Source organism: Candidatus Nitrososphaera evergladensis SR1 (assembly GCF_000730285.1).
GTDB classification, from domain to species: Archaea; Thermoproteota; Nitrososphaeria; order Nitrososphaerales; family Nitrososphaeraceae; genus Nitrososphaera; species Nitrososphaera evergladensis.
Genome location: NZ_CP007174.1, coordinates 2,922,811 through 2,946,131, shown reverse-complemented (window position 1 = coordinate 2,946,131; position 23,321 = coordinate 2,922,811). Strand labels below are relative to the sequence as shown.

Below are 23,321 nucleotides of genomic sequence, written 5' to 3'. Positions count from 1 at the left end.
ACATGCAGCTGCACTGAAAACCGGATGCCCAAGCTGCACGTAGGTCGTCAGGCCGCGGACGACAACAACAAATTCGAGATCGATGTTGCGTCGCTCACAAAGCACGCCATCATTCTTGGCGCCACCGGCTCTGGCAAGACTGTGCTCTCAAAGGTGCTTGTGGAAGAGGCGGCACTGCAGGGCATCCCGACCTTTGCCATCGACCCAAAGGGCGACATTGGCAACCTTGCGTTCAAGTCCGCAAATTTCGACTTTTCCAGATGGTCTGAAAAAGAGGCCGACGCGCTAAAGACGGACAGGGTAGAGTACGCCAAGAGCCTGCAAAAGGCGTACGCCGACAGGATGGCCGAGTTTGCCGTCAGGCAGGACGCGCAGGCCGAGTTTGCAAAAACCGTCACGGTCAGGATATTTACGCCCAAGTCGTCTGCCGGCCTCCCTGTTGGCATCTCGCCAGACCTTTCTGCTCCAAAGGACTTTTCCAAACTCTTGGAAAACGACGTGTCGGCCACTGCCGACCTGCTTGACCTCACCTCGTACAACCTGCTGAGGCTTGCCGGCTATGGCGAAGGCGACAGAAAAGAGATAACGTTTGTCTCTGCCCTTTTGGAGGACGCATGGAAGTCCGGCCAGTCGGTGACTGTAAAGGACCTGATAAGGAAGATAGAGAGCCCGCCGATCAGCACGGTAGGCTCGCTCCACGTGTCCGACGTCCTTGGCGACAAGGACCGGCGCAAGCTGGTCACCAGAATAAACCTGCTGGTTTCAGATCCCAAGCTGCGCTCGTGGTCCGCGGCAGAATCTCTTGACTTTTCCGAATTGATGAAGGGCCCGTCGATAAACGTGCTTGACCTGCGCAACATCCAGTCAGAGCAGGAAAAGCACCTGTTTGTAGAGCTTGTCCTGCAGCGGCTGTTCCAGTGGCTGATAAAGCAGGGAAGCGCCCAGACCCTGCGCTACCTCTTGTATTTTGACGAGATAGCAGGCTATTGCCCGCCCGTCAGGGAGCCTCCGTCCAAAAAGCTTCTCCTCTTGTTGATAAAGCAGGCAAGGGCGTTTGGTCTTGGGTTATTGCTTGCAAGCCAGAACGCGGTCGACCTTGACTACAAGGTGATTTCAAATGCCAACGTGCGGTTCATAGGCAGGCTGGGAGCGCAGCGCGACATCCAGCGCGTGAGCGTCGGGCTGGAGCTGGACTCGTTTGCAGAAAAAGAGATCTCGCGGCTCAAGGCCGGCGAGTTTTTCTGCAACATGTTCGACCCCAAGTTCCGTGGCGTAATAAAGTCAAGGTGGACGCTCACGTATCACCGCGGGCCCCTTGAGAACGGCGAGATAGCCGAGCTTATGGAGGGCATGAAAGAGAAGGAGAAGGAGAAAAGCCAGCCGTCGGCAGCTGAACAACAAGAAAAGATAACGACAACGGTAGCACTAGAAGAAGAGAAATCCGCGGAGGAGGAAGAAGAAAAGCTCCTTCCAAAACCGGAAGAAAAAGAAATTCACCATGATCCATTGGTTGCGGCTGCAGGAGGCGCGCACGCCACCACGTTTGTGCAGCTGGAAAGGAAATTCGAGCCAAAGAACCTGCAAAGCTTTGCCAAGCTCGGCAACAACGTCAGCTCCATAAAGGTCCTGTCGACAGAGCAGGAGGAGGTCTTTCACCCCGTCTTTGAGCTGAGCGCTTCTGTCTTTGAAAAAGGCTATGCCCGGCAGTCGCTTGACAAGCTGGAGGAGCTTGCCGCATTTGAAAGCCAGCTGGTTCCGCTCCCTGCCGCACACACGCTTGCGCCGCAGCGGGCAGTTCCGGCAGAGGCAAGGCGCAAGGCAGAAGAAAAATGGAATGGCGAGCTTGAAAAGAGGACTGCAACCCTCAAGGCGGACCTCCAGGCCAAGTTCGACGTCATCATGGAAGAAAAAAGGGTCGAGCACATTGCAGAAAAGCAGGCAAGGCCAAAGGCCAAGATTGCCAACATTGATGCAAGCATCGCCCGGCTGCAGGAGGCGCTAAACGCCGAGCTTGACTCTATAAAGGACCAGGAAAGGCTGTACAAGCAGCTAAAGAAGGAAAAGGCCAAAAAATCAAGGCTGATATCTGCAGAAAACCGCATAGAGACAAAAAAGCAAAAGGCCGTCGCCACAAGACGCAAGATAGAGCAGCTGCACACCGACAGGCAGGCCCTTGAAGACAAACTTGCCGAAATAGAGGAAGAGGAAAACGAAAAATTCCATGACGCGCTCTCCCAAGTCAAGAGCAAGTCCGGCTTTGCAGTCACCGGCTGGCTCATCGAAACCGTCTACCGCGCAAGGATAACAGTAAACGACAATAAAGAGCACGCAGGCGATGTGCGGTGGAGCTCGTACACGGGCAGGGGCACGTGGGGCCGCTGCTCCGTATGCTCTGTCCCGCTAGAGTCCGGCTCGGCCTGCAACTGTGGCAACCTGATGTGCAATCACCACCTTGCATACTGCAAGGCGTGCCTGGAGCCGGCGTGCATGGATCACCGCGCCCTGTGCTACATCTGCAATTCTACATTCTGCGCAAGGCACAGCGCAAAATGCGAGCTGTGTAGCTTGTCTGCTTGTACAAGCCACAGCGGCGCGTGCAGCGTGTGCAACAGAAAAGTGTGCAGCAACTGCTCGCAAAAGAGGGGCTTGATAAAAAGAGAAATCGTGTGCCGCTCGTGCTTGTCGTCATCATCATTATGATGAGCAGTCTGCAAGCATGTGCTCGCCCGTGCGCACCGCCATGCATTTTTCTCCAGGCGTGGTAGTAGCAGTAGTAGTGGTGGCACTTTGCCCAGGCATTGGAGCTGATGGTGATGACGATGAAGAAGAAGAGGGTGGAGTAGGCTGTTGATTGCCCGAGATTGCGGCTGCCGCAAAGCTTGCCATGAAAAATACGAGCGATATCGCTATCATGAGGAGCAGGAGCACCCTCGACTTGTTGCTGGTCGCGCTCATACATCCACTTTACAAAAGCATTTAGTAATCTTTTCTATGGGCTTATATTGCAGCCATACCTGATAGCACTCGCAATGTCCGGCTCGCCCAGCTCGTATCGGGACAGGATCTACATAGTCAAGGACATCATACTAAAACTAATAGAATACGGCGAGCTTAACCAGACTGCGCTTGTCAGCTTTTGCGGCCTGAACCTGAAAAAGCACAAGCCGATACTTGAAGAGCTGGAGTCAAACGGCCTGATAGGTAGGCAAGAGTCAGTCGCCGGCAAGCGCACCGTGACCATTTACCGGCCCACGCAAAAGGGACTGCAGTTTTGCAGAGACATACTGGAGCCGTACGAGCGCATGTTCCCAAGAAGAAAGGACGATAAAGGCTCTGGTGGCAGCAGCGGCCTGTCAACGATGATGTCGACGATGCTAATCCTGATCTAACCCAAACTGGGACGCTATCTTTCTGTCGATTTCTTCCTTTTCCTTCTGGTATTCGGCATAGCGCTTTTTCCATGTGTTTATGGAATAGTATTGGCGTATCCCTGTCACGAGCCAGATAAGCGAAATTGCGTTCACTGCGCCAAGGAGCGTACTCAACACAAGCCCGAAATCGTTCTCTATGTCTAGCACGGCAAAGAACGAGGGGTGCAGAAGAAGGTATGCAGACAGCCCTATTGCCAATGGCGCAAGGACTATCGCCGAGATAGAGACTCCAAGCATCACCTTTCTGATGCGCTGTATCTGCTCGATAAACTCGTCCAGCAGGTCTAGAATGCTCTTTCTTGGCTCGCTCAGGTCGTCATTGCTGCTCAAGCAAACCACATCCTGTTATGCTGACTCATTAACCTATCCCTCCCTCTCTACTGTTCAACCGTTATGGTGCCTTTCATCTCCGGGTGAATGGAGCAATAGTAGTTAAAGGTGCCCGTCTTGTCTGCCACAAAGCTTACCGTCTCGGATCCAAAGTAGCCCAGGTCCTTGGTGTGGACGTTGAACTCGTCGATGTTAAAGTTGTGCTGCGAATGCGTATCATAGTCCTCATTTATAAAGTGGAACGAAACCAGCTCGCCCTTTGAATAGACATAATTCGGGTTGATCTGTGAGCCGCTGTTACTGCTTGAGGTTCTCAAGCCCTTGACTGAGCCTGACGTCTGGCTCAGGTAAAAGTAGCCGCTCTTGCCGTGAGTGGCCTTGATAAAGTCGTTCATCGGAAATGACAGCACCGGCACGCTTCCGTTGGTCGGGACTAGCGCACGGTAGCCAAAAAACCCTACAATCGCAAGGACTGCCGCAATGGCGCCGATTGCCACGGCTCTGTTTCTCGTGAACCTTGGTTTAGGGCGCACCTTTTGCTTTTTCATATATGTTGTACGTATTTGATTCTGCAACTTGGTATTTAGGCCATGATTAACATAGTTAATCTACACACACGCAGTGGTAGACAAGTCATCGTTTTTAAGGTCGCCTGCCGTACTTTTGGTGACAAAGCGAATGTTTGAAAACGAGCACACCCTGCGCCGGTTTATGGTCGAAAAGGCAGAAGGCCAGTTCCATGACAGATACGAAAGGGCACTTGAAGCCGCAAGGTCGGAGTTTGGCAAGAAATACCCGATGATTATAGCGGGCAAGCAGGTCCTGGCGGCAAAAACGGTGCCGCACGCCTCGCCAATAGACACCAGGGTGGTGCTTGGGTACATGCCTGCAGGCACAGCGACCCACGCAAGACAGGCCATTGCGTCTGCCAAAAAAGCGTTTGAAGGAGAACGAGATGGAGGGTGGGGAAAGAGCGAGTGGCAAGAGCGGGTAAAGATATTCCGAAAGGCTGCAGACATTATGAGTGAGCGCAAGTTCGAGCTTGCCGCATGGGTCTCGTACGAGAACGGCAAGAACCGCTATGAAGCCATAGGAGACGTCGACGAGGCAATAGACTTTGTGCGCTACTATGCAGAAGAGGTGGAGCGCAACAACGGCTTTGAGGTACCGATGAAAAGCGCCCAGCCAAACGAAAAGAGCAAGAGCGTCATGAAGCCGTACGGCGTGTGGGGGGTAATAGCCCCGTTCAACTTTCCTGCCGCCATACTGACCGGCATGACGACAGCGGCGCTTGTCACAGGCAACACGGTGGTTGTCAAGCCGTCAAGCGACGCGCCGATAACTGCATTCAAGATAGTCCAGATCTTCCAGGAGGCTGGGCTTCCGGCCGGCGTCCTTAACATGGTGTTTGGCTCTGGAGGCACGGTGGGCGCCGAGATTGTCAAGAGCAGGGACGTGTCGGGGATAGTGTTCACCGGTTCTCGCGAGGTGGGCTACTCGATGGGCAGGCAGTTCAGCAGCAAAAAGCCAAGGCCGCTCATAGCAGAGCTTGGGGGCAAGAACCCTGCCATCATCACGGAAACGGCGGATTTGGACAAGGCAGTGGACGGCGTGGTAAAGGCGGCGTTTGGCTACTCTGGCCAGAAATGCAGCGCGTGCTCCCGGGTCTTTGTGCACAAAAAGGTCAAGGACGAATTCTTGCACCGGCTGGTAGAAAAGACAAAGAACCTGCCGGTCGGAAACCCGCTTGAGCAGAACACGTTCATGGGGCCGGTCGTAAACGAGGGCGCATACAAAAAGTACCAGCAGTACGCCCGGCTCGCCGGCAGGGACGGCAAGGTGCTTGCAGGAGGGCAGGTCAGAAAGGACGGCGAGCTAAAGCACGGCTACTATGTGGCGCCGACCATCGTAACGGGCCTGCCAAAAAAGCACAGGCTTTTTCGGGAAGAGATGTTTGTGCCGATACTGTGCGTCACGGATTATGAGAAATTCGATGACGCACTTTCCATGGCAAACGACGTGGACTATGGCCTTACCGCCGGCATCTTTACCGGCGACCAGGGCGAAGTCAAGAGATTCCTCGACCACGTCGAGGCCGGCGTCGTGTACGTAAACAGGCAGGCAAGCGCGACCACCGGCGCGATGGTAGGATGCCAGCCCTTTGGCGGCTGGAAGGATTCAGGCACCACCGGCAAGAACACAGGAGGCCCGCATTACCTCACGCAGTTCATGCGCGAGCAGAGCCAGACCATATCTGACTAGCTCTGTACAAGCGACCTTGCAAGGAGCAAGAGGTTGCGCTTGCGCTCCCTTATCCTCCGAACAGAATAGGGAAGCCACTGGCTCCCGTACGGGATGTATTCAGAGACAGGAAGGCCCCTTGACACCAATTGCGACTTTAACTCGTCGCGGATTCCCATGAGCATCTGAAACTCGCAGTTGTTTGCCTGCAGGTTTGCCGCCTCGTCCACCAGCCTGCCGTCATGGGTTGCGACTGCAAAAAAGTTGCCGCCGTCTGCAAGCATCTTTAGCAGGTGCGAGTAGTTGCCGTCAACCTCCTCTTCCGTGGTAAAGGCGTGCTCCTCTGGCTCGTGATATGCGCCCTTGACCAGCCTGACCTTGCCTCCGTGCTCTATAATGTGCAAAATGTCTGCGCCGCTTCTGCGCAGGTACGCCTGTATCGCCACCCCTGTCATCGGATATTCTTTCAAGACTTCAAGGTAGATGGTTATCGTGTCCTCGGTAAACTTGGCCGACTCCATGTCAATCCACAGGAACTGGCCCAGCTCCTCTGCCTTTTTTGCAAGCGCGATAAAGTTTTGCAGGCACATGTCATAGTCGACGGCAAGTCCAAGCTGTGTCGGCTTGGCAGAGACGCAGCCCCTTACTCCCTTTGCCTTCGTCAGGTCCATCAGCGAGAGATATTCCCTGACTGCAAGCCCGACCTGCGCCTTGTCCACCACATCCTCGCCAAGAAAGTTCAGTATCGCCGACATGCCACGCCTGTTGGCGTCCAACGCCGCGTTTATCGCTTCGTCAGCAGAGTAGCCGGCGACCCACCTTTTTGCGACGCGGAAAAGCAGCCTCTCCAAAAGACTAGAATCGTAGCTGTGCGAGTGGAGCGCCTGCGTTGCTGCTGTAGTGGTCAACAGTACATTTACCCTTTTCATTGATATAATTATTCACACAAATGTTTGAAAACAGAGGGGGAAGAGAGGGGGGCGTGCTTCCAGTGGAGCGCCTGCTTGCTTAAAAGAATTAAACTGGTACTATTCTTTTGCATAAAGAGAGGGGATGACTCTCCTCCCTTTTCACCGCCTACTTCTTTCTCTTGCTGATATCGCAGAGCATATCCGAATGGATGTTCAGGCCGATGTTGGTCATGTTGTAGAGATGTTCGCTCGCAACAAGCCAGACGATCTCGCAGATCTCGCGTTCGGAATAATACTTGGCCATGCGCGCAAAAGTCTCTGGATTTACTGCCTTGTTCCTTGTCAGCTCTGTCACGTAGTCCAGCACTGCGCGCTCTGCGTCGGTAAAGAGAGGGCTCGTGCGGTATTCTTCCAGCGCGTCGAATTTGGCTTGATTCATCGATGCTTTGATCGTGACTGCGCGGCCAATATCGATGCAGAAAGAGCAGATGTTCATGTTCGACACGTGTTGCTGGACGAGAAAGGCGGTTTCCTTCGGCAGCGTCAGCTTTTCAGCCAGCTCGCCGATCTTTGCGGCTAACTGCCAGAATTCAGGCGGCATCCGCGCGTTGAAAACTTTTACCGGCGTGAGAATTTTGCCAAATTGCTGGAGCGTCGTGTCATAAGCCTGCTTCATTATTGGGTCCTGCGGCTCTTCGATGGGAGAAAGGAACGGCGATGCTGCTGCTGTTGTTATTTGTTGTTGCGGTCTTTGTGTTTCTTTCATATGCAAGGAATTGTACGAACTGCAGCATTTATCCTCAGGGGAAGCGGCACTCCAAGTTTCGGACATCTTTATAGCAGTCTTTGTGTGAAATAAAGCGCAAGGAGGCACATCATCGTAGATGGAAAGGCTGACGCTTGACAAGACTGATCTCGACATTCTCGCCATTTTGGGCAGGGATTGCAGGACTTCCTACAACAGCATGGGTTCGCAGATTGGCTTGACGTCAAAGAGCGTAAAGGCAAGGGTCAAGAACATGGTGCGCAACGGAGTCATTGAAAAATTCGTAGTCAGGGTCAACCCTGCGGCTTTTGGTTGCAAGACGGCCCACATACTGGCAAGGACAAACAACGGGATAACCAAGGATGACGTAGTCCGGCGCGTCAGGCAGTTTGGAGATCTCACCTACCATGTGCACCAGATGGGGAGAAATTCTGGGGCCGGCCTTGTCATCAAAGATGAATCATGGAATCACGGCACCATCCAGTCGCTCAAGGACTGCCTGAAACCCGCAACCATAAGCAACATAGCTGTCACCCATGTACCCGTATCTATGGAACCGAGCGAAACAGACCTGAGAATAATAAAGTGTTTGCTGCAATCGGGTGCCAGGATGGAGATATCTGAAATCGCAAGAGAACTCGGCATTTCAGAGAAAACCGCGACAAGGCGCCTCGACAGGATGAAGGAGGAACGATTACTGGATTTCACCCTTCAATGCGATCCGGCCGCCATGATAGGGTACGTCCAGTTTTGCATCATAATGTTTGTTGCAAAATCCCATTACCGCAGCGTCTATGAGCGCATGTACTCGGAATTTCAGCAAAGCATCCTGTACCGCCCCAGCGTAGTCGATCCTGATGATCGGTTGATATTCGTGCTCTTTGGCGAAAATGCCGTAAGAGTAGACTCGGTCCTGGCCAGAGTCGACTCTTTTGAAGGGGTCAAAACGGCAGACGCGTTCATAGTTACCAAATTGCAATATTACGACGACTGGATAATAAGGGAAATTGACAAAAGACTATCATCATCATCGCCACTTTCGCGTAAATCGATAAAGATAGCTGATGCCTTGAACGCGTGAAAAAAGTATTCAGCGCGCCCAAAGGGCACCAGCTTTCTAGTATTCCTGACTTTTTGAAGCGTTCTTGCCTATGCAATAGGGCATCTTTCTGGCCTTAAAGACTGCGAGACGACATCATAGAGCAGGCGTATCAAAATGAACAGATATAATTATCAAGGTGCGGCAAGTGCCGCAGTATAATAATGACGATAATAGGCGCCCTGAAGGATGCCTGCCGGGAGGTTCATGCCCGCACCCGGGGCGTTGCCGGGACTGCCCGGGGCAACAGGCAGACGGGCAGAAGAGGGGCAGGGGGCGACATCTCTCGCCAGATTGACCTCCTGGCCGAAAAAACGGCCATTAACGTTCTGAAAAAGCATGGAATAGATGCCACGATAATTGGCGAAGAGTGCGGACGGATTGAAGGAAAAGAAGGCTATGTCATCATGGACGCAATCGACGGCACGACAAACGCGTCGCGCCAGCTGCCGTTCTACTGCTGCTCCCTTGCCTATGCCGACGAGTTCCAGTTAAGTGCGGTCAAGGATGCCGCAATTATCAACCTTGTAAACGGCGACCTCTATTACGCATCAAAGAACAAGGGAGCGTTTTGCAACGGCAAAAGGATCAGAGTCAGGGAAGCAGGCGACGACGTCGTGATTGGCATGAACGTCTCTGGCATAAACGACGATGTAATCAAGAGGCTGGCCCCTGTGATGTCAAAGGCAAACCACGTCAGGCAGCTTGGCTCGCTTGCAATAGAACTGTGCTACCTTGCAAAAGGGTCGCTTGACGCGTCGATTGATTTTCGGGGAAAAGTCCGGCCCGTAGACATTGCCGCAGCGTGCCTGATAGTAAGGGAAGCAGGTGGGCAGGTTTATTCAGACAAGGGAGTAGACCTTGACTGCGAGCTGGGAGTAGAGACGCGCGTGTCGTTTGTCGCAACAGCACACGAAAAGGTATTCCGGGACTTGTCAACTGATTTGTTTTGAAAAGATGTACAAATATCCAGACAAAAGTCGTCAATACAACTACGCGAAACCCTCAACAACGCTTATCTTGCCCGTCATCCACGGATGCGGCTCTGCATGGTACGAATACTCTCCCTCTTTGGTAAAAGTGAACTCAAACGTACCGCCCGGGAGTATCAACCCTGATTCAAATTTCTTGCCAGTTAGCTCATCAATATAGCCAGAGTCAGATACAACCGATTCCGGTACTGTATCTCTATTTGTCCACACAACCCTGTTGTTTGTTCCAAGCACAACCCTGATTTCTTTTGGCGAATAGCCCTTATTCGCACCCTGATCTGATGCTCCCTGTTCAATGTCAATGTTTGTTGTTTGTGGAGGATTTGCAAGCTCGTTGTATAGCTGGCTTATCGTTCTATTGTCAAAGTTGACATTTGGCGTTGGCAGCCTATTCAGCACGGCATCCACAAAGTTCATCGTTATCTCTCCTGTCTCTGCATTGACTAGGTAGAGGGCTTCATTGGTTGGAATAGAAGGCTTTGGCCATGTAATGTAGACCCTGTAAACTAGCTTGTCTCTTGAAGCATTGATGGCTAATACTGGCAAGGGGCATCGAAATGATGGCTCTTCGCATACCTTTTCAAAGGTGTGACCAGTGGCATTTACGGAATACAGAGTTCCATTAGCATGAACAAAGTACAAGGGGAGGTTTAGGAGCTCTGGGTGCTCTTTGACTTGAGAAAGCAGCGAGCCATGCCTGAGGTTATTCTTTTCAATGTACTCGACATAGGAAGGATCGGACGTGTACCTTTGCATGGAAAAGTTGTAAAGCGGAAACTCTAGCCTTATTTCTTGCACTCCTTTTACTTTGGATTGCAAATGCTTCTCAGCCGTTTCTATCGCTTGAAGCTGCGATATTTTTGGCTCTGTTGGTATGGCCTTCGAATCGTGGGCAATCCTGCCGCTAGTTTGGATGGCAGAGACATAAAGCAGAGCACCAAGTACAGCGAATGCTAGTACCATTACTAATATGGACGAGCGCCCAGCCACAATTTAGGACAATCGCAGGATTCTATTGAGCTTTTGTCCAAATAACGATTTGAAAATGTGCAGATATAAAGCGCGCCAGACATGAGCGATTGCTGTCGTGACCTAACAACATGCACTTCTTATAGTTGTACGGCTCCTATACCTGCCAAGACGGAAAAGAAATGGCAGAATATGGCGCAAGAATGGAAGAGTTTGACAAAGGAGTGGCAGCCGCGCAGCAAGCTGACATCGAGTACGAGCGGTCTGGAGGAGAGCCAATCGTCCTTGCAAGGTACATCACATTCAGAGAATTCCTTTCAGGCAGCTACATGGACTGGCGCGATAAAGCGCTCAACGAGGGGCTGGAAATCCTAAAGTACGAGTCAACCTCTGCCACCGCAAGTCAGCAGCAGAGCAAGTGGTCGGACTATTATTCAAGCCAAGGTCAGCAGGCGTTCCAAAAGATCACCGACTTTGTCAAATCAGACAAGGCTCCAAACCTGCGCAAGTTCGGCGAAGAGGTCGCATCGCAAGAGTCCCAGTTCTTTAGCCTGATTTCCCGCGCTCCCCTTGCGTGGTTTCAAGGGCAGGTGCAGCACTACACGTTTGAGTTCTACACAGAGATGAACAGCCTTGAGGGAAAATGGAAGGCAATGTCAGAGCAGGACAGGTCTGTAGACGACAGGGTCAGGAACACCTCAAGCCAGGTGCTCAGGCTTTTTGATGAGGTCGTAAAAGAATTGGTGGCTGAAAAGCGCTCAGGAGAAGAGAACGTGAAGTACATCGTAGGCCAGGCAAAGAAAGTGCCGGGAGTTCCCCTTCCAATAAAGGTGCCGCTTATCGCGGTGGACAAGATGCTGGAGCGGGCCGGCAGGCTAAAGAAAAGCAGCGAAGAACTTGCCCAAGGCTACATGGATGCGTACAAGCTAGAAGAAAGCATAGTCATCGTTTTTGCCCAGACCCGCGAGGGAGTGAGGGAGTTTCTGGCAAAGACAAACCTTGACACCGCAATCAAAGAGTTTAACGCAATGAACGAAAACAGCAAGGGCTTGGCAGACCAGTGCCCTACCTCAAAGCAAAAGGAAGACACCAAGAGGTTCATGGAAAAGGCCGCCAACATCGTGTCCGGGTTTCTAGAAAAATTCAAGCAAGAGTACAACGAGTTTGTAGATGACAACCGGGGCATTTTCGTGGGGCCTGTCAGCGACAAGACGCTTGACGAGCTTTTGGAAGTCCGGGACTGGCAGAAATCCTGGGATGACATCGAGCGCTTTAACATACAGTCCAAGCTGAAGGAGGTCTATGACGATTGCGTCAAGACGTGGCAGGTGGACCTTGACGGGCTGACGGACGAGCAAAAGAAAGAGCTGAAGGACTATTGGGACATGGAGCTTCGGCGCTTGCACGACGGCCTGTACGAAGTGATAGAAGGTTCCGTGTGGGACAGGATCAAAAGGTCGCACGTTGACAACCGGCGCCAGCTGAACGATACTACGAAAAATTCCAAGGGAGGTCTGGAATAGCGGTGTCTGGCGAATTGGTCCGAACGGACGACAGCAGCCTGCTCACAGGCATCAAGACGGACGCCGTGCTGTATTCTGAAACCCCGGGATTCCGGGTGACTTGGATCGAGTGGGACAGCGATTTTAGAAACAGCGGCCTGCAGATACAGGACCTTGTAGTGAGCGTGGATGGCAAGTCGCTAGATCCATTCCTGAAGCCCGGCAAGATGTCGCCCGGGATAGGGCAGTACGGCGAGTACATGTACTGGCAGCAGATGGGAGCCAAGCCCGAACAAGAGATCGCGCTTGGCGTACTGCGCAACGAAGGAGCAGAAAAGCTGGAGATAAAAGGCAAGATCCATTCCTCCCGCTTTTATTATGACAAGCAGGGCCGGCCTGCCTTGGCGCCCGGCGGCCCATCAACAATATTTCCCAAGGATGATTTTTCCGACGCGTGGAGCGGCTGGTACGAAAAGTTTGTCTGGAAACTGTCCTACCTGCTTGACGGCGCATGGGACCGGCAGAACATAAACAGCAGGCAGGAGCTCAAAGAGCAGGAGGAGCACAAGGAGCGAATTGATTTTCTACTCAAAAACTATCCCGGCCCGTTTGCAGACGCGGCGCTTGCCGACTGGACTGCAGCGATAAACCTCCTCGAGGGGAAAAAGGCAGACAGCATAGACCTAGAATACAGAGAGATCGGGGCAAAGCGCGTCGAGCTGGTAAAGCAAGAGGCGGCAAAGGCGTGGAATTCCTTCAAGGGCGAAATTTCTGCGCAAACCATTCCAGCGTTTCCAGCCGCCAAGATAGAAAGCCGCGACCAGTTTGTAGACAAAATCGTAGAGCTTCCGTGGATAACCCCGCGTGACAACATAATCAACGACCTCGGCAAGACGTACGCAGTAGTAGGCTCCCAGTACGACGGATATTATTTTGTGCTGCTTTCCTCCCCCGAAGTGTACCGCTTTTACGACGCAATGTACAGGTACAAGGCGCAGGTGAACCCGCGGCTTGGCGAGCGCTACCAGTACGTCGGCAGGATAACGGACGAGCCGAGGATGATCACCTTTCGGGGGAGCCCTGTCAGCGGGCTTTTGGTACAGGCCCTTGCCGGCCGCGCGGGAGAAGAGGAGTTTTTCGTGGATGTGCGCAAGACAAACGAAAAGGGCAAATCTGATTTTGCAGGCGAAGCTGCGATAACCAAGTTTAGTACATCCACCTTGCCAGACGATGCCTCGCCTGCGCAGGTCATGGAAGAGATGATCCGCGCCGTCAAGTTCGCAGACGATGCCTCGTGGAAAAAATTGTTTGCAGACTGGCGCGCAATAACGTACGACGATGGGCATTCCATACTCGATTCTTCGTACGCTCCCTCGTCGTACTCGCTTTCGTCGGAATGGGAAAGGTCAAGGCAGGTCATAGTGGGCATGGTCTATGACGTGCGCGTGGACAAGGTCGGCCGCATCAGGAGGATAGTCAAATCAGACCCCAAGACGAACCTTCCAAGCGTTGATGAAGTTGTTGTGTTTCTAGATCATTACGGGCTGTTTGATGGCGAGTACAGGACGTTTCTCAACCTCAATGTTCACAGGAGGTGGACCCTCCAGCGGCTCAACGAAGGTCCGTGGAAGATAACAAGCGTGCAGAGTGTCTAGAAGAAGGTGCGTACGTGTGTATGTGCCCGGCCACATTCTAAAACAGCAAAAAGGGATCTATTGAGCTTTTGTCATGCTGGCAAAATCTGCCGATTTGCTCAAGTAGTCGACTCGATCTCGTATGAGGAGCCTTTACGGTTTTCAGGAAACCGGAGTGAGTGAATGCCATATGGCAGAAATTCTTTTGTGATAGAATGATGATGATATTATAATTCCAATAATGATATCTTCAATGCATCAGGATGTGCACTATTAGGTGTCAGGTGGCCTTGAAGACGAAGACACCAGCTGGGAAGAAAGAAGAGACTCCGACCTAGAGGGCATAATGGGACAGCTGCAGATCACACAATGTCAGGTGAGCAGGTTACGGCGCGTGCTTGCCAACAGGCTTGATCGTTCTAATCCTGCTACCGCAGCATTTTCAAAAGGGTCTTCTACGTATGCCTTCAGATCGGCAGGCGTGGCATACAGGATCACCATTGAAGCCGACCTGGTTGACGACTTTGGGAAAAAGCCAATTTTGCGCTCCGTTGGGAACAAGCTAAGATCGCCAGTTTTTCTTATCATGGTCGCCTTATTCTCTGCTATTCTCAGCGTGATAGCTTTAACTGGCCTGTACTGGAATTCTCCGGCACTTGCAACTCTTTCTGACAAGGAACTGGCGATGGCAGACAGGCAGTATTCTGTCCTACTCGATAGCTGTACTGCCCTGAGCCATGATCGCCCCGACCCAAGAGCATCTGGAGCGGCATATTCTATTTGCAACAAAGGTATCGCCCAATTACAGGAATTTTGCAGAAACCACCATACAAGAGTATGCGAAGATGAAAGGATTGAGCTTTACACTACAGCGAAGAGACTTTTGTAATGATTATTTTATAGTCTCCTTGAAACACTCGTGGGAAATCTTTTAAGTTTTCATGCAGCCGGGAATGCATGGGCTCGAATTTGCGAAGCGAAGCCTCTGTTATTCCGCTGGAGATTGACGACCATTACAAACGGTACAGGAAGGAGCCGTGGGAGGTTAAATATGATCAGTTTGGATACTGCGATCTGTGCAATTCCAGAATAGACGAATTCGGCTACTGCGCTTGTAGAGGTTCTGCTGACTAGTAAAATAATCATCTGTGTATTGTTGTTGTTTCTGACACGTTCTCTCTGGAGCGTTGATGATGTCGCTTGATCTCCTCCAAGTATTTGACAGGGAAATACGACAACCCTAGAGTTTTAGAATGATCAAACATTTGCTCAAGCCTGACGAGCGCGAGATACGTTGTGTCTATTAACCGAGCCTCTGCCTACTACTACTATCGCAGTATTTTTCTTTGAAAACCAGAAAAGATGTGAAGCGCCCGGGCCGAAATAAAAGGTTTTACTTTGTTGCTTTACGCGTGAATCGATTTGAATACGAAAACCACGGACCTGCAGCAATTCGATGTTATGAAGCGATTCCGTCGGATCGTAACGCGTGTAAGTGGGGTCTCGAAAATATAAACATGTTCCTTAAGCCTGCGTCCGACTACTACTCACTTCTTAAACGAGATTAGGGACCCTCTTGCTGTGCGGAATAAAATGATGTTTATTCGCAACGTGCTAGCTATTACCATGACTCCAAAAGCAATCAAGCCGAGAGTAGCTACATACATTATAGAATGCTTCGACACATAGCCTCCCCGCTTTCAATGATGCGATGTGCTTTTTTGTAGTTGTAGAACGCATATCCTGCAAGCGCAATCCCAAGGCCCACCATGCCTGGCCCAAGCAAGGATGATGGAGAGTGTGCGGCAGATGATGATGATGATAATGATAATGACAGATCTTGCTGAATCGCACCACCTTCCCTTCTTGTCATCGTTATCAACCCAAACTCGCGCAAAAAGAGGCTAAACCTTGCCACCACAAAACCCAGTCCAATAACTGCAATGCATGTCCGAAGCAATGCAAGAAAAGTCCTCTCGTTGGCCAAAAACTGCGTGGAGCTGTCGACATCGTGCTCTTTGTTATTTCCGCTACCTTTTCCCGATACTCTGATTTCTTCGTTATCGTCGGTCACGGAGTCCGATTGTAAGCTATACAAAGTAAAGGCATCGCCATTCTTTTCCATCTAGTTAACCAGACCTGGGTCGACTATATAGAAGAAAAGGAAAAGGCACGGATATGCAACTCAACTTTATGATTGCAGCGATAGAAATTGACGGAAGGCAGTGCAGTCAAGGTGTATGACAAAGTACTTTCCAAGTTACAATTTGGATAAAGGTATTAAGAAAAGGAAAGAAGAGGAGGACAATAAAACAAGTAGCTCTCTTCCACATTCGCTCAAACTATGTGTGGAAAGACCATCACATGGATATCCTGTGCCTCGAATGCTGAGGAATCTCCGTCTAGCTTTACCTTGACTGCGACGCCGGATTTCCACCCTCCCTCTACAAAGGTGCTGCCAGTTTGGGATCGTTGCATTGCAGTTGTTGTGTTTTCATGATTCATCATCGTCATGTTCATAGAAGATTGAGTGTTGTTGTTGCTGCTACTGCTACCCCTCATCATCGTCATAGTGCCTTGACTCATGCCATGTTGTCCCATTCCACTTCCGCCAGCCATACCGCCGCCGTGACCACTTCCTCCACCTGCGCTCATGCTCCCCATTGAATCATCTCTGCTCATTTCAGCACCCCTGCCGTCACCGCCCATCATGTCCATGCCCATCATCGTCCTCTTCATATTCTCATGGTTGGTAAATGCAACTACTGTGACACTGGGCGTACTGCTGCTACTAGTAGTAGCATTAGTGACATTTCCACTGTATACAAGGCTGACGGATACTTCTTTCTCACCTGTTATCAATATTCCTGAAATTTTCACATTCTCAACCATGCTCACCCCTTCTGCTTTGATCATACTATGGCTCAATGTGTTCTGAGATGCATGTGCTTGTTGCTGTTGCTGCTGCTGATGTTCATGCTGCTGCGTCATCGTAGTCGCAGGCACTGGCGATTGCGTCTGCTGCGCCCCTGATGACTGCGTTGCACCGTCAACTATTACTGTTCCTACCATATTCGGATGTAGGATGCAATAGTATGGATAAGTGCCTGCTGAATTGAATGTGAACTGGAAGGTCATGTTCTCTGCGGTTGAAGTAGCAAATCTTACAAACCTATTCTCAAGGCCCTCAAGGTGTAGCGGCCTGACATGAATATTCTTGTAACACAGCTTTTCAGAAAACTGGTCTGCGTTTACGTCCTTGTAGGGTAATTTGATCAGGAAAAAGTAGGTCTCAGATGGGAATACTCTGATGCCTAAATTCTTTAACTGCAAAGCAAGGTCTTTGGCCATCTCGCGCAAGGTATCTACCCTTTCTGATATCTTGTCAAAGTGGTGAATTGACGCTATGGCAGCGGCTTCGGATGGCCTTGCAAGTGGATATGCATCGTTGTGATTGTTCAAGTAACCAGCCAGTTCCTTGTTGGCAAGTGCATATCCTACCCTACAACCGGCTAGGCTAAACGCCTTTGAAAATGTGCGTGTTACTACCACATTCTTGTATTTGGACACAAGCTCTGTTGCCGGCTTGCCTCCAAATTCAATGATTGCCTCGTCTATTAGAAACATGGTTTTTGGGTGTCTTTCAATGATAGAGGTGTTCTTGTTTATGTCAAAAATGCCGCCTGTGGGGTTGTTTGCATTGACAACTACTGCCAGCGTGGTATCTTCTGGAATGACGAGCTCCGACATGTCAAATAGGAAATCATCTTTTTCTTCGAGAATCGTGTGTGTCTTGCTTTCCGCTATTTCTTCAAAAAGGTAATAAGTTGGAGATATCAGGTGCACTTTTCTGCCGTAGAGTGTGAAGAGTTGTTTAAGTATCAGTTCGGAACCAGCGTTGATATGAATATTTTCACAAGGCGCATCGACATGCCGTGATATGGCATCTCTAAGTTTTGAAGAGTGTGGTTCTGTATAGTGGTTGCTAAGCGGCATCTCGTTTCTGGCCGCCTCTATCGCCTCTCTAAGTGGCAGTAGCGGATTTTCACACAGTGCGAGGTTTATCCCTCCCTGTGGAAAGCCTCCCTTTTCAGACCTGCTCTTGATAATCTCCACTTGCGAATCGATCATATCTATTACCACTTTTATTGCAAACAATTGGTAATAAGAGGAGAGAATTTTGTGCGCTGCAGTGTATTACATATTTTGCAATCGGGTTTCGACTGTTGCTCATCTATCAGGCCGTGTTGGAAGGCGGAATTCTGATTTATCGAGTTTCTTTCCCGCTCTCGAAAGTATCTGCTTATCTGTCTCGCATCCCTTTATGCAATAGAGTACAAGCGGCCCCAATTTGATAAGGAAAATTGCACCTGAGTGGATTGCAACAGACATCGTCGCTCAATAGCAAAATTCCTGCGTCTGTTGCCTCCAATCGTCTGTAAAATTCAGAAGCATGAGGCGGCAACCATACAAACGAAATCACACCTTTTGTTAGAGCATAGCGTATGTCATTCCTTTACACCTCATATTCAAGTAGCTCAAGCACGGAAAGGCTAGGGGTGTCTAAAGTAGTTGCGACTCGTATTATCTTCACTGGGTCGCGCGGCAGATTAGTTATATCTCTTGAAATGAGATATTACCGGCTTCTTTCTGACCTGCCCCATTCTTACTGGACTTCATATTCCAGATAATAGCAAGATTCATCTTCTTCAATTTCATCCAATGCCTTTCTCTCGTTGCCGTATATTGCAACTATTTTATCTCCGCCTTCCTCCTTTGCAGTTTCGCGGAGGACAACGTAAACCTTCATGACAAACTATGCTCCGTCTGTGTTTCAGATTTTTGGAATGGATTTCCTCTCATCACGTGCAGCACTCGCAGTCATGAATCTTGTGTCGGGCGCCGGTATCCTCATGGATACACTCTTCTCCGACATGCCTGTGTTTCGTTCCACCTTCACAACCACATTCTTCTAACTTATGATGTTTTTCAGCTTCAGACATGCAGTAGATCAGAACAGAATTGTATTTATGAGATACGCGAATGCAGTGCAATGCGTGGCGCCCTATTACTGGATCCACAAGACGGTTTTTAAGTAAAGATGTAAAATCGCTCCCTTTCTCTCTCTCTCTCCATGTCTCCTTTTGTCACAAAGGACCCTCCGCGTGATCATGATCATCTTCATTGGATACAGTACATACACCGTTTCGTCTTTTCTCACCTCATGCAAAGTTCTCCACTATCGTTACCTTGCCAGTCATCCATGGGTGAGGCTCGCAATGGTAAGGGTACTCGCCTGCTCGGGTAAACGTAAATTCATACTTTTGTTCAGGTCCTACAAGGCCTATACTGGCAATCGAATCAAATTTACCGTTTATTGGATCGACATAGCCCGTATCCGTAGTCACGCTGTGAAATGTCGTGTCTTTGTTTGTCCATACAATCTTGTTGTCGATTCCAAGTGTTGCTCTGACTTGCTTTGGAACGTAGTTTTGTGCTTGGTTGGGATTGGATGAACCCTCTACGATTGTCACTGAAGAGAATCCCGGTGGATTTAGTACTTCGGTAGGCGCCGTTGGCTTCTTGTTTGCCTCTGGAATGTAAAAGTATTCGTAATAGACTAGGCTGGCTACTACGGCCACTATAAAGGCCATTAAGCTTATTCCTGCAGTGTTGGTCAGCCTAAGAGGAGATGTCATGCTCTGTCAGCCATCCTGCGCTACTCCTAATTTTTGTGATAATGATAATAACAATAGTGGCAACTTTTTCGTCTCACTTGTGCGCAAGTTTGTGACCTTTGCTTTTGTGTACGTGTGTGCTACTTTGCCTTCCCTCTCCTCAGTGCAACATTCGTAGCGAAGCCGGATACATTCTTCTGCAATATGCCCAGATTCACATCCTTCTCCGCCTTCTGCTCCTCCTCTAGGAATATCTGTTAACATATTATCAATCGCAATAATCTTGCGCCTCAAAGTTATTTATGAACACAGAATGCAGTGAAATGCAGTGCAGGTGCGCAGTACGAGGACATATATTCCATCAAAACAATGCCATTAGCATATACTCTAAATCATGTTTGAGGTGGGGCAGCTAGCACCCTAAAAACCTCAGGCTAATATTGTTGCAGTTTTCGACTAACCTCACCAATCCTCTCGGCAGTAGTGTTCACAGACTTACAACCTGAAATTTCTGCTCTATCTATATTTTCTAGAATGTCATTCGGATTATGACGGAGAAATCAAAAGGTACCACATTAGTAGCAGCTGATAGGTATGAAAGGTCAAGGCGGAGCGGATTACAAATGTTCAACAAAAGTTAATATCATTGTCATGCCGACTGCGTTTCTTCTGCGCTGGCAACTGATTTTATGTCACCGCTCTATCGTGGCCTAATGGCGATTCACTTTTGGATTTTAGGCATCGAGCTGCCTATTACTCACCCGGTATTTCCATGATGATTGCTATCATAGATTGGTTCTGCAGCGACGATTCTTTTGTTCCTATTGCCGCCATGACTACTGCTGTTGTACAAACCCGATTACGGCTTTGGTCCCTGTCACCGTTAGCGCGTGCGTACCTTGCGGGACAAACATGGTTATTTCTCTTGAATCGCTGCTCGATGCAGTCTGCTGGTACTCTACAGGTTTGCCGTCAATAAGCACCTGAAACTTTGAGTCTGCTCCTTCACTTTGAGCATCAAGCATTGACCGAGGTATTTGTATCGAGATATCTCCGCCATCCGCACTTTGCACTTCCATTGTCAGGCTCTTGTCAACAACATGCAACATCGGGTCTGAAGCTGTTACATCTTCACCGTGAACTCGAATGTCTCCCGGCACAATCACAGGCGTCTCGAATGTGACTACTGGCAGACTTGTGGCCATCGCCTCGGGGCCTATGACCAAGACCTTGTCGGCAAATTTGGTCGACGCATAAAGGTTATGAGTTGCTGGATCGGTCACCATGTCAAAAACGGTGTCGTTCATATCTATTGTCGATATGATTTCGTTTGTCTTGCTGTCAATCTTTATTATTGAATTCTTGTCCATGTATGATGCATAGAGCATGTGTTCACTGGGATCTATCGTAATTCCATCTACTATCGCTCCCACAGGAATCTGACCGACAACTTTGTGTGTTGCGATGTCTAGCACTGCAATGTGAAAGCAAGCACGGTGTGTAATGTATGCAAGACTCCTTTGACTATCGACAGCAATTCCTGAGGGACCACATCCCGTCGTAACAGAATCTATGATCTCATTCGTTTCAGTTGAGACTAGTGTCACGCTTCTGCTGGCCATACTGGCAACAAGCAGAATTTTGGAGACAGGGTCAACTTTAACGATGAACGGATGGTCGGGAACCAGTATTGATTTTACAGCTTTGTCTGTATTGGTATCAATGACAGTGACTAGATTAGCATTGTAATTAGCCACATACAACATATCATTTGTTGGACTATAATCCATCGACCATCCCCCAGTAAGAAAAGTCGTCTCTTCTGCAAAATTGTGCTTTGGAGAGTACCAAAAGGTGATTTGACTGCCAGGAAGGGAAATCCCCTGCAGGAATTTCAGTGAATCAAGCGCGAAAACATCAATGCGTCCACTTTCAAATGTTGCAATATAGAGCCGGTTCTTTTCTGGGACTGCCTCAACAGCCATTACTCCAGTATTCACAGTCGCATTTCCAATCACATGCCCTGTAGTGGTATTGATGACTGAAACTATGTTATGCCCAAGATTAGAAACAAACAAGCGATCACCGGCCAGCGACATCCTCATGGGTCGACCCGGTACATCAATCTCATCCAATACATGATGGGCATTGGCTGCCATCCTATCATTTGGGATTGAAAAGAATGCAATGCCTAAAGATGATAGTGCAAGAAGCACAACACTTACTCCAGAGAAAGTCCTTGCTTTCAAATTCCGTCTTGCTAACAACCCTCCGCTCTCGGCTGCTTCATCTGCCATGGGCTGAAAATCAATGTGATGTTAGTTAAGATCAATGATTTCTGTGCAATGCACTGCATTCTCACATGGTATTTGGCTGACACGCGTTTCATCAATCTTCTGCTTATCAATGATGAACAATTTTGCCTCTTCCTTCAGGTTTATCTTCTTGTCATTAGGCCAAATAGTTGCCCCCTACTCTCTGGCAGTTTTACATCGCAATAGTTCTTCTTTCCCTAAAGCGTCACTGCCGAGTGTATATAACCTCGTCATGACTTCCACGCTAATGAAGCAGTTAGCTTTAGCAGTAGCTTCAATCCCAATAATGGCACCGAGATTTGATGGGATATCGTGCAGATTCCCATACGCAACAGGACTCTTCTTACATTGTTTTTCTTTTTTCTAGTAGGTCTCTGCGAGATTGGTGGCAGGTATCTTGTCTGGCTCTCAATTCGTGAAAAGTTTGCACTTGGAATCTTCGGAATAGTGCTTTTTGAGTACGGAATGATTCCGACTTTGCAGCAAGCAGACTTTGGATGCGTCTATGCAGCGTTTGGCAGAATTTGCATTGTATCTTTGATAATCTGAAGGGGAGATTAGCAGATAGAAAGAGGCTCAACAGGTACGAGACAGTCGGCTCTCTTGTGGCTCTTGCAGGAGCAGCCGTAACCTTTTATGCTCCACGCTAGCAGCAAATCGCAACTTAGCCAAAGACGAGTATGCTATAAGGAGAATACAATGTTACGACGATCACCTTGTTGGCTCATAGATTTGGGAGCCATCCGGAGCAATTTCAATGATTACCGGACACTGTAAAGTCTTCAGTTGCGGACTCTGGAGTGACATGCTACAACGACCGACAACTTGACAATGCCACGCCTCATTTAACTATTAACACAGGACATGAAGCATGGTTTGAAACTGCATGCGATACTCTTCCAAGTAACAATTCCTTGATGCCGCCAGTTCCGCTGCTTCCCATTACAATTAGGTCAGAGCGGGTCTCCTTCGCAGAAGCAAGAATAACCTTGACAGGGTTTCCTTCTTTTATCGTGTAATCTACCTTGTTGTCACTCCAGCTCTGACTGCTAGCTGTGTTTGGGCGAGCAATTTGAGTTGTGCAATTAACTGCTCCCCTTCCTTTCGCAAAGATTCGATCAACTTTGGGGCTGGCACACCCTCTTCGCCGGCAACAGGAGGTGTGACTGCATACACGACTGAAATAGTAGCAGCCCTGTACGGTGCTAGCATTGACAATCGAATGGCATAATCAAAAGCCCTAATGGCGCGTTTGGAATTATCAACCGCGACAAGGATCCTTGAGAACGGTGCCGCGTTTTCCTCCACCTCTTCTCCTTCCATTTACTGTTCTTATTCTTGATATGATATGCGCCATTAATTATTACTGTTGCATATTCTGTTCCTTTTAGGGAGAATGTGTGGCAAGGCTTTAGAGGCGATAGCCTTACTTTGTACGAGTCACAATTGACCC

At 49.5% G+C, this 23,321-nt stretch carries 22 protein-coding genes; 9 read left to right on the top strand and 13 right to left on the bottom strand.

Going from position 1 to position 23,321, the window contains the following annotated elements:
• Positions 1-24: 24 nt before the first annotated feature.
• Positions 25-2,700: an ATP-binding protein gene (locus NTE_RS16040; RefSeq protein ID WP_148701943.1), complete on the top strand. Its 2,676-nt coding sequence runs from the start codon at positions 25-27 to the stop codon at positions 2,698-2,700.
• Here the strand turns inward: NTE_RS16040 and NTE_RS16035 are convergent.
• Entirely contained in the window at positions 2,695-2,955 is a 261-nt protein-coding gene (locus tag NTE_RS16035) for a hypothetical protein (RefSeq protein ID WP_148701942.1), read from the bottom strand. The genes NTE_RS16040 and NTE_RS16035 overlap by 6 nt on opposite strands.
• A gap of 74 nt (positions 2,956-3,029) precedes the next feature.
• Between NTE_RS16035 and NTE_RS16030 the strand changes: the two genes are divergently transcribed.
• A complete protein-coding gene (locus tag NTE_RS16030) occupies positions 3,030-3,389 on the top strand; it encodes a winged helix-turn-helix domain-containing protein (protein WP_148701941.1) in 360 nt (119 codons plus the stop codon).
• Here the strand turns inward: NTE_RS16030 and NTE_RS16025 are convergent.
• Together NTE_RS16025 and NTE_RS16020 are read right to left on the bottom strand one after the other, a co-directional pair.
• Positions 3,375-3,761: a hypothetical protein gene (locus tag NTE_RS16025; RefSeq protein ID WP_226987071.1), complete on the bottom strand. Its 387-nt coding sequence runs from the start codon at positions 3,759-3,761 to the stop codon at positions 3,375-3,377. The genes NTE_RS16030 and NTE_RS16025 overlap by 15 nt on opposite strands.
• 47 nt (positions 3,762-3,808) lie before the next feature.
• Positions 3,809-4,309, bottom strand: a complete 501-nt coding sequence (locus tag NTE_RS16020) for a cupredoxin domain-containing protein (RefSeq protein ID WP_226987070.1) — start codon at positions 4,307-4,309, stop codon at positions 3,809-3,811.
• Between the two features lie 118 nt (positions 4,310-4,427).
• Here NTE_RS16020 and NTE_RS16015 point away from each other — a divergent pair, with 118 nt between their 5' ends.
• Positions 4,428-6,023 (top strand): aldehyde dehydrogenase family protein, encoded by a 1,596-nt coding sequence (locus NTE_RS16015; protein ID WP_226987069.1) that lies wholly within the window; start codon positions 4,428-4,430, stop codon positions 6,021-6,023.
• Here NTE_RS16015 and NTE_RS16010 read toward each other — a convergent pair.
• Together NTE_RS16010 and NTE_RS16005 are read right to left on the bottom strand one after the other, a co-directional pair.
• On the bottom strand, positions 6,020-6,931 hold the full coding sequence (locus NTE_RS16010; protein ID WP_148701940.1) for a proline dehydrogenase family protein: 912 nt from the start codon (positions 6,929-6,931) through the stop codon (positions 6,020-6,022). The two genes, NTE_RS16015 and NTE_RS16010, sit on opposite strands and share 4 nt — an antisense overlap.
• A 148-nt stretch (positions 6,932-7,079) precedes the next feature.
• The gene (locus NTE_RS16005) at positions 7,080-7,679 is read right to left on the bottom strand and encodes a carboxymuconolactone decarboxylase family protein (RefSeq protein ID WP_148701939.1); all 600 of its coding nucleotides are present in this window, start codon (positions 7,677-7,679) and stop codon (positions 7,080-7,082) included.
• 118 nt (positions 7,680-7,797) lie between these two features.
• Here NTE_RS16005 and NTE_RS16000 point away from each other — a divergent pair, with 118 nt between their 5' ends.
• Both NTE_RS16000 and NTE_RS15995 read left to right on the top strand, forming a co-directional pair.
• Complete coding sequence (locus NTE_RS16000; protein WP_148701938.1) at positions 7,798-8,760, top strand: Lrp/AsnC family transcriptional regulator; 963 nt, start codon at positions 7,798-7,800, stop codon at positions 8,758-8,760.
• A gap of 182 nt (positions 8,761-8,942) precedes the next feature.
• Positions 8,943-9,731, top strand: a complete 789-nt coding sequence (locus tag NTE_RS15995) for an inositol monophosphatase family protein (protein ID WP_148701937.1) — start codon at positions 8,943-8,945, stop codon at positions 9,729-9,731.
• A 39-nt stretch (positions 9,732-9,770) separates the two neighbouring features.
• Here NTE_RS15995 and NTE_RS15990 read toward each other — a convergent pair whose 3' ends face one another.
• Positions 9,771-10,733 carry a cupredoxin domain-containing protein gene (locus NTE_RS15990; RefSeq protein WP_148701936.1) on the bottom strand — a complete coding sequence of 321 codons (963 nt, stop codon included), beginning with the start codon at positions 10,731-10,733 and terminating at the stop codon, positions 9,771-9,773.
• A gap of 209 nt (positions 10,734-10,942) precedes the next feature.
• On the opposite strand from NTE_RS15990, the gene NTE_RS15985 reads away from it, so the two are divergent.
• The 3 genes from NTE_RS15985 to NTE_RS15975 all read left to right on the top strand — a co-directional run bounded on the left by NTE_RS15985 (position 10,943) and on the right by NTE_RS15975 (position 14,764).
• Positions 10,943-12,262 carry a hypothetical protein gene (locus tag NTE_RS15985; protein WP_148701935.1) on the top strand — a complete coding sequence of 440 codons (1,320 nt, stop codon included), beginning with the start codon at positions 10,943-10,945 and terminating at the stop codon, positions 12,260-12,262.
• A gap of 2 nt (positions 12,263-12,264) precedes the next feature.
• Positions 12,265-13,896: a hypothetical protein gene (locus NTE_RS15980; RefSeq protein WP_148701934.1), complete on the top strand. Its 1,632-nt coding sequence runs from the start codon at positions 12,265-12,267 to the stop codon at positions 13,894-13,896.
• 256 nt (positions 13,897-14,152) lie between these two features.
• Positions 14,153-14,764: a hypothetical protein gene (locus tag NTE_RS15975; protein ID WP_148701933.1), complete on the top strand. Its 612-nt coding sequence runs from the start codon at positions 14,153-14,155 to the stop codon at positions 14,762-14,764.
• A 777-nt stretch (positions 14,765-15,541) separates the two neighbouring features.
• Here NTE_RS15975 and NTE_RS15970 read toward each other — a convergent pair.
• From NTE_RS15970 to NTE_RS15955, 5 genes are all read right to left on the bottom strand, one after another.
• Positions 15,542-15,949: a YidH family protein gene (locus NTE_RS15970; RefSeq protein ID WP_158385708.1), complete on the bottom strand. Its 408-nt coding sequence runs from the start codon at positions 15,947-15,949 to the stop codon at positions 15,542-15,544.
• 263 nt (positions 15,950-16,212) lie between these two features.
• On the bottom strand, positions 16,213-18,033 hold the full coding sequence (locus tag NTE_RS15965; protein WP_148701931.1) for an aminotransferase class I/II-fold pyridoxal phosphate-dependent enzyme: 1,821 nt from the start codon (positions 18,031-18,033) through the stop codon (positions 16,213-16,215).
• A gap of 508 nt (positions 18,034-18,541) precedes the next feature.
• Positions 18,542-18,685 (bottom strand): hypothetical protein, encoded by a 144-nt coding sequence (locus NTE_RS16885; protein WP_158385706.1) that lies wholly within the window; start codon positions 18,683-18,685, stop codon positions 18,542-18,544.
• A gap of 412 nt (positions 18,686-19,097) precedes the next feature.
• The gene (locus NTE_RS15960) at positions 19,098-19,574 is read right to left on the bottom strand and encodes a cupredoxin domain-containing protein (protein WP_148701930.1); all 477 of its coding nucleotides are present in this window, start codon (positions 19,572-19,574) and stop codon (positions 19,098-19,100) included.
• An 815-nt stretch (positions 19,575-20,389) separates the two neighbouring features.
• On the bottom strand, positions 20,390-21,850 hold the full coding sequence (locus NTE_RS15955; protein ID WP_148701929.1) for a YncE family protein: 1,461 nt from the start codon (positions 21,848-21,850) through the stop codon (positions 20,390-20,392).
• Between the two features lie 330 nt (positions 21,851-22,180).
• Here NTE_RS15955 and NTE_RS17690 point away from each other — a divergent pair, with 330 nt between their 5' ends.
• Positions 22,181-22,417: a YnfA family protein gene (locus tag NTE_RS17690; RefSeq protein ID WP_226987068.1), complete on the top strand. Its 237-nt coding sequence runs from the start codon at positions 22,181-22,183 to the stop codon at positions 22,415-22,417.
• A 292-nt stretch (positions 22,418-22,709) separates the two neighbouring features.
• Here NTE_RS17690 and NTE_RS17685 read toward each other — a convergent pair whose 3' ends face one another.
• Entirely contained in the window at positions 22,710-22,880 is a 171-nt protein-coding gene (locus NTE_RS17685) for a universal stress protein (RefSeq protein WP_420835317.1), read from the bottom strand.
• 8 nt (positions 22,881-22,888) lie between these two features.
• Entirely contained in the window at positions 22,889-23,191 is a 303-nt protein-coding gene (locus NTE_RS17440) for a universal stress protein (RefSeq protein ID WP_148701928.1), read from the bottom strand.
• Between the last annotated feature and the right edge of the window lie 130 nt (positions 23,192-23,321).

Coding starts and splice junctions, on each gene's coding strand:
- NTE_RS16005 (WP_148701939.1), bottom strand. CDS start 7,679: ATGAAAGAAACACAAAGACCGCAACAACAAATAACAACAGCAGCAGCA.
- NTE_RS16035 (WP_148701942.1), bottom strand. CDS start 2,955: ATGAGCGCGACCAGCAACAAGTCGAGGGTGCTCCTGCTCCTCATGATA.
- NTE_RS16040 (WP_148701943.1), top strand. CDS start 25: ATGCCCAAGCTGCACGTAGGTCGTCAGGCCGCGGACGACAACAACAAA.
- NTE_RS15985 (WP_148701935.1), top strand. CDS start 10,943: ATGGAAGAGTTTGACAAAGGAGTGGCAGCCGCGCAGCAAGCTGACATC.
- NTE_RS17440 (WP_148701928.1), bottom strand. CDS start 23,191: ATGGAAGGAGAAGAGGTGGAGGAAAACGCGGCACCGTTCTCAAGGATC.
- NTE_RS15990 (WP_148701936.1), bottom strand. CDS start 10,733: ATGGTACTAGCATTCGCTGTACTTGGTGCTCTGCTTTATGTCTCTGCC.
- NTE_RS16010 (WP_148701940.1), bottom strand. CDS start 6,931: ATGAAAAGGGTAAATGTACTGTTGACCACTACAGCAGCAACGCAGGCG.
- NTE_RS15995 (WP_148701937.1), top strand. CDS start 8,943: ATGACGATAATAGGCGCCCTGAAGGATGCCTGCCGGGAGGTTCATGCC.
- NTE_RS16020 (WP_226987070.1), bottom strand. CDS start 4,309: ATGAAAAAGCAAAAGGTGCGCCCTAAACCAAGGTTCACGAGAAACAGA.
- NTE_RS16885 (WP_158385706.1), bottom strand. CDS start 18,685: ATGAAGGTTTACGTTGTCCTCCGCGAAACTGCAAAGGAGGAAGGCGGA.
- NTE_RS15955 (WP_148701929.1), bottom strand. CDS start 21,850: ATGGCAGATGAAGCAGCCGAGAGCGGAGGGTTGTTAGCAAGACGGAAT.
- NTE_RS15960 (WP_148701930.1), bottom strand. CDS start 19,574: ATGACATCTCCTCTTAGGCTGACCAACACTGCAGGAATAAGCTTAATG.
- NTE_RS16030 (WP_148701941.1), top strand. CDS start 3,030: ATGTCCGGCTCGCCCAGCTCGTATCGGGACAGGATCTACATAGTCAAG.
- NTE_RS16000 (WP_148701938.1), top strand. CDS start 7,798: ATGGAAAGGCTGACGCTTGACAAGACTGATCTCGACATTCTCGCCATT.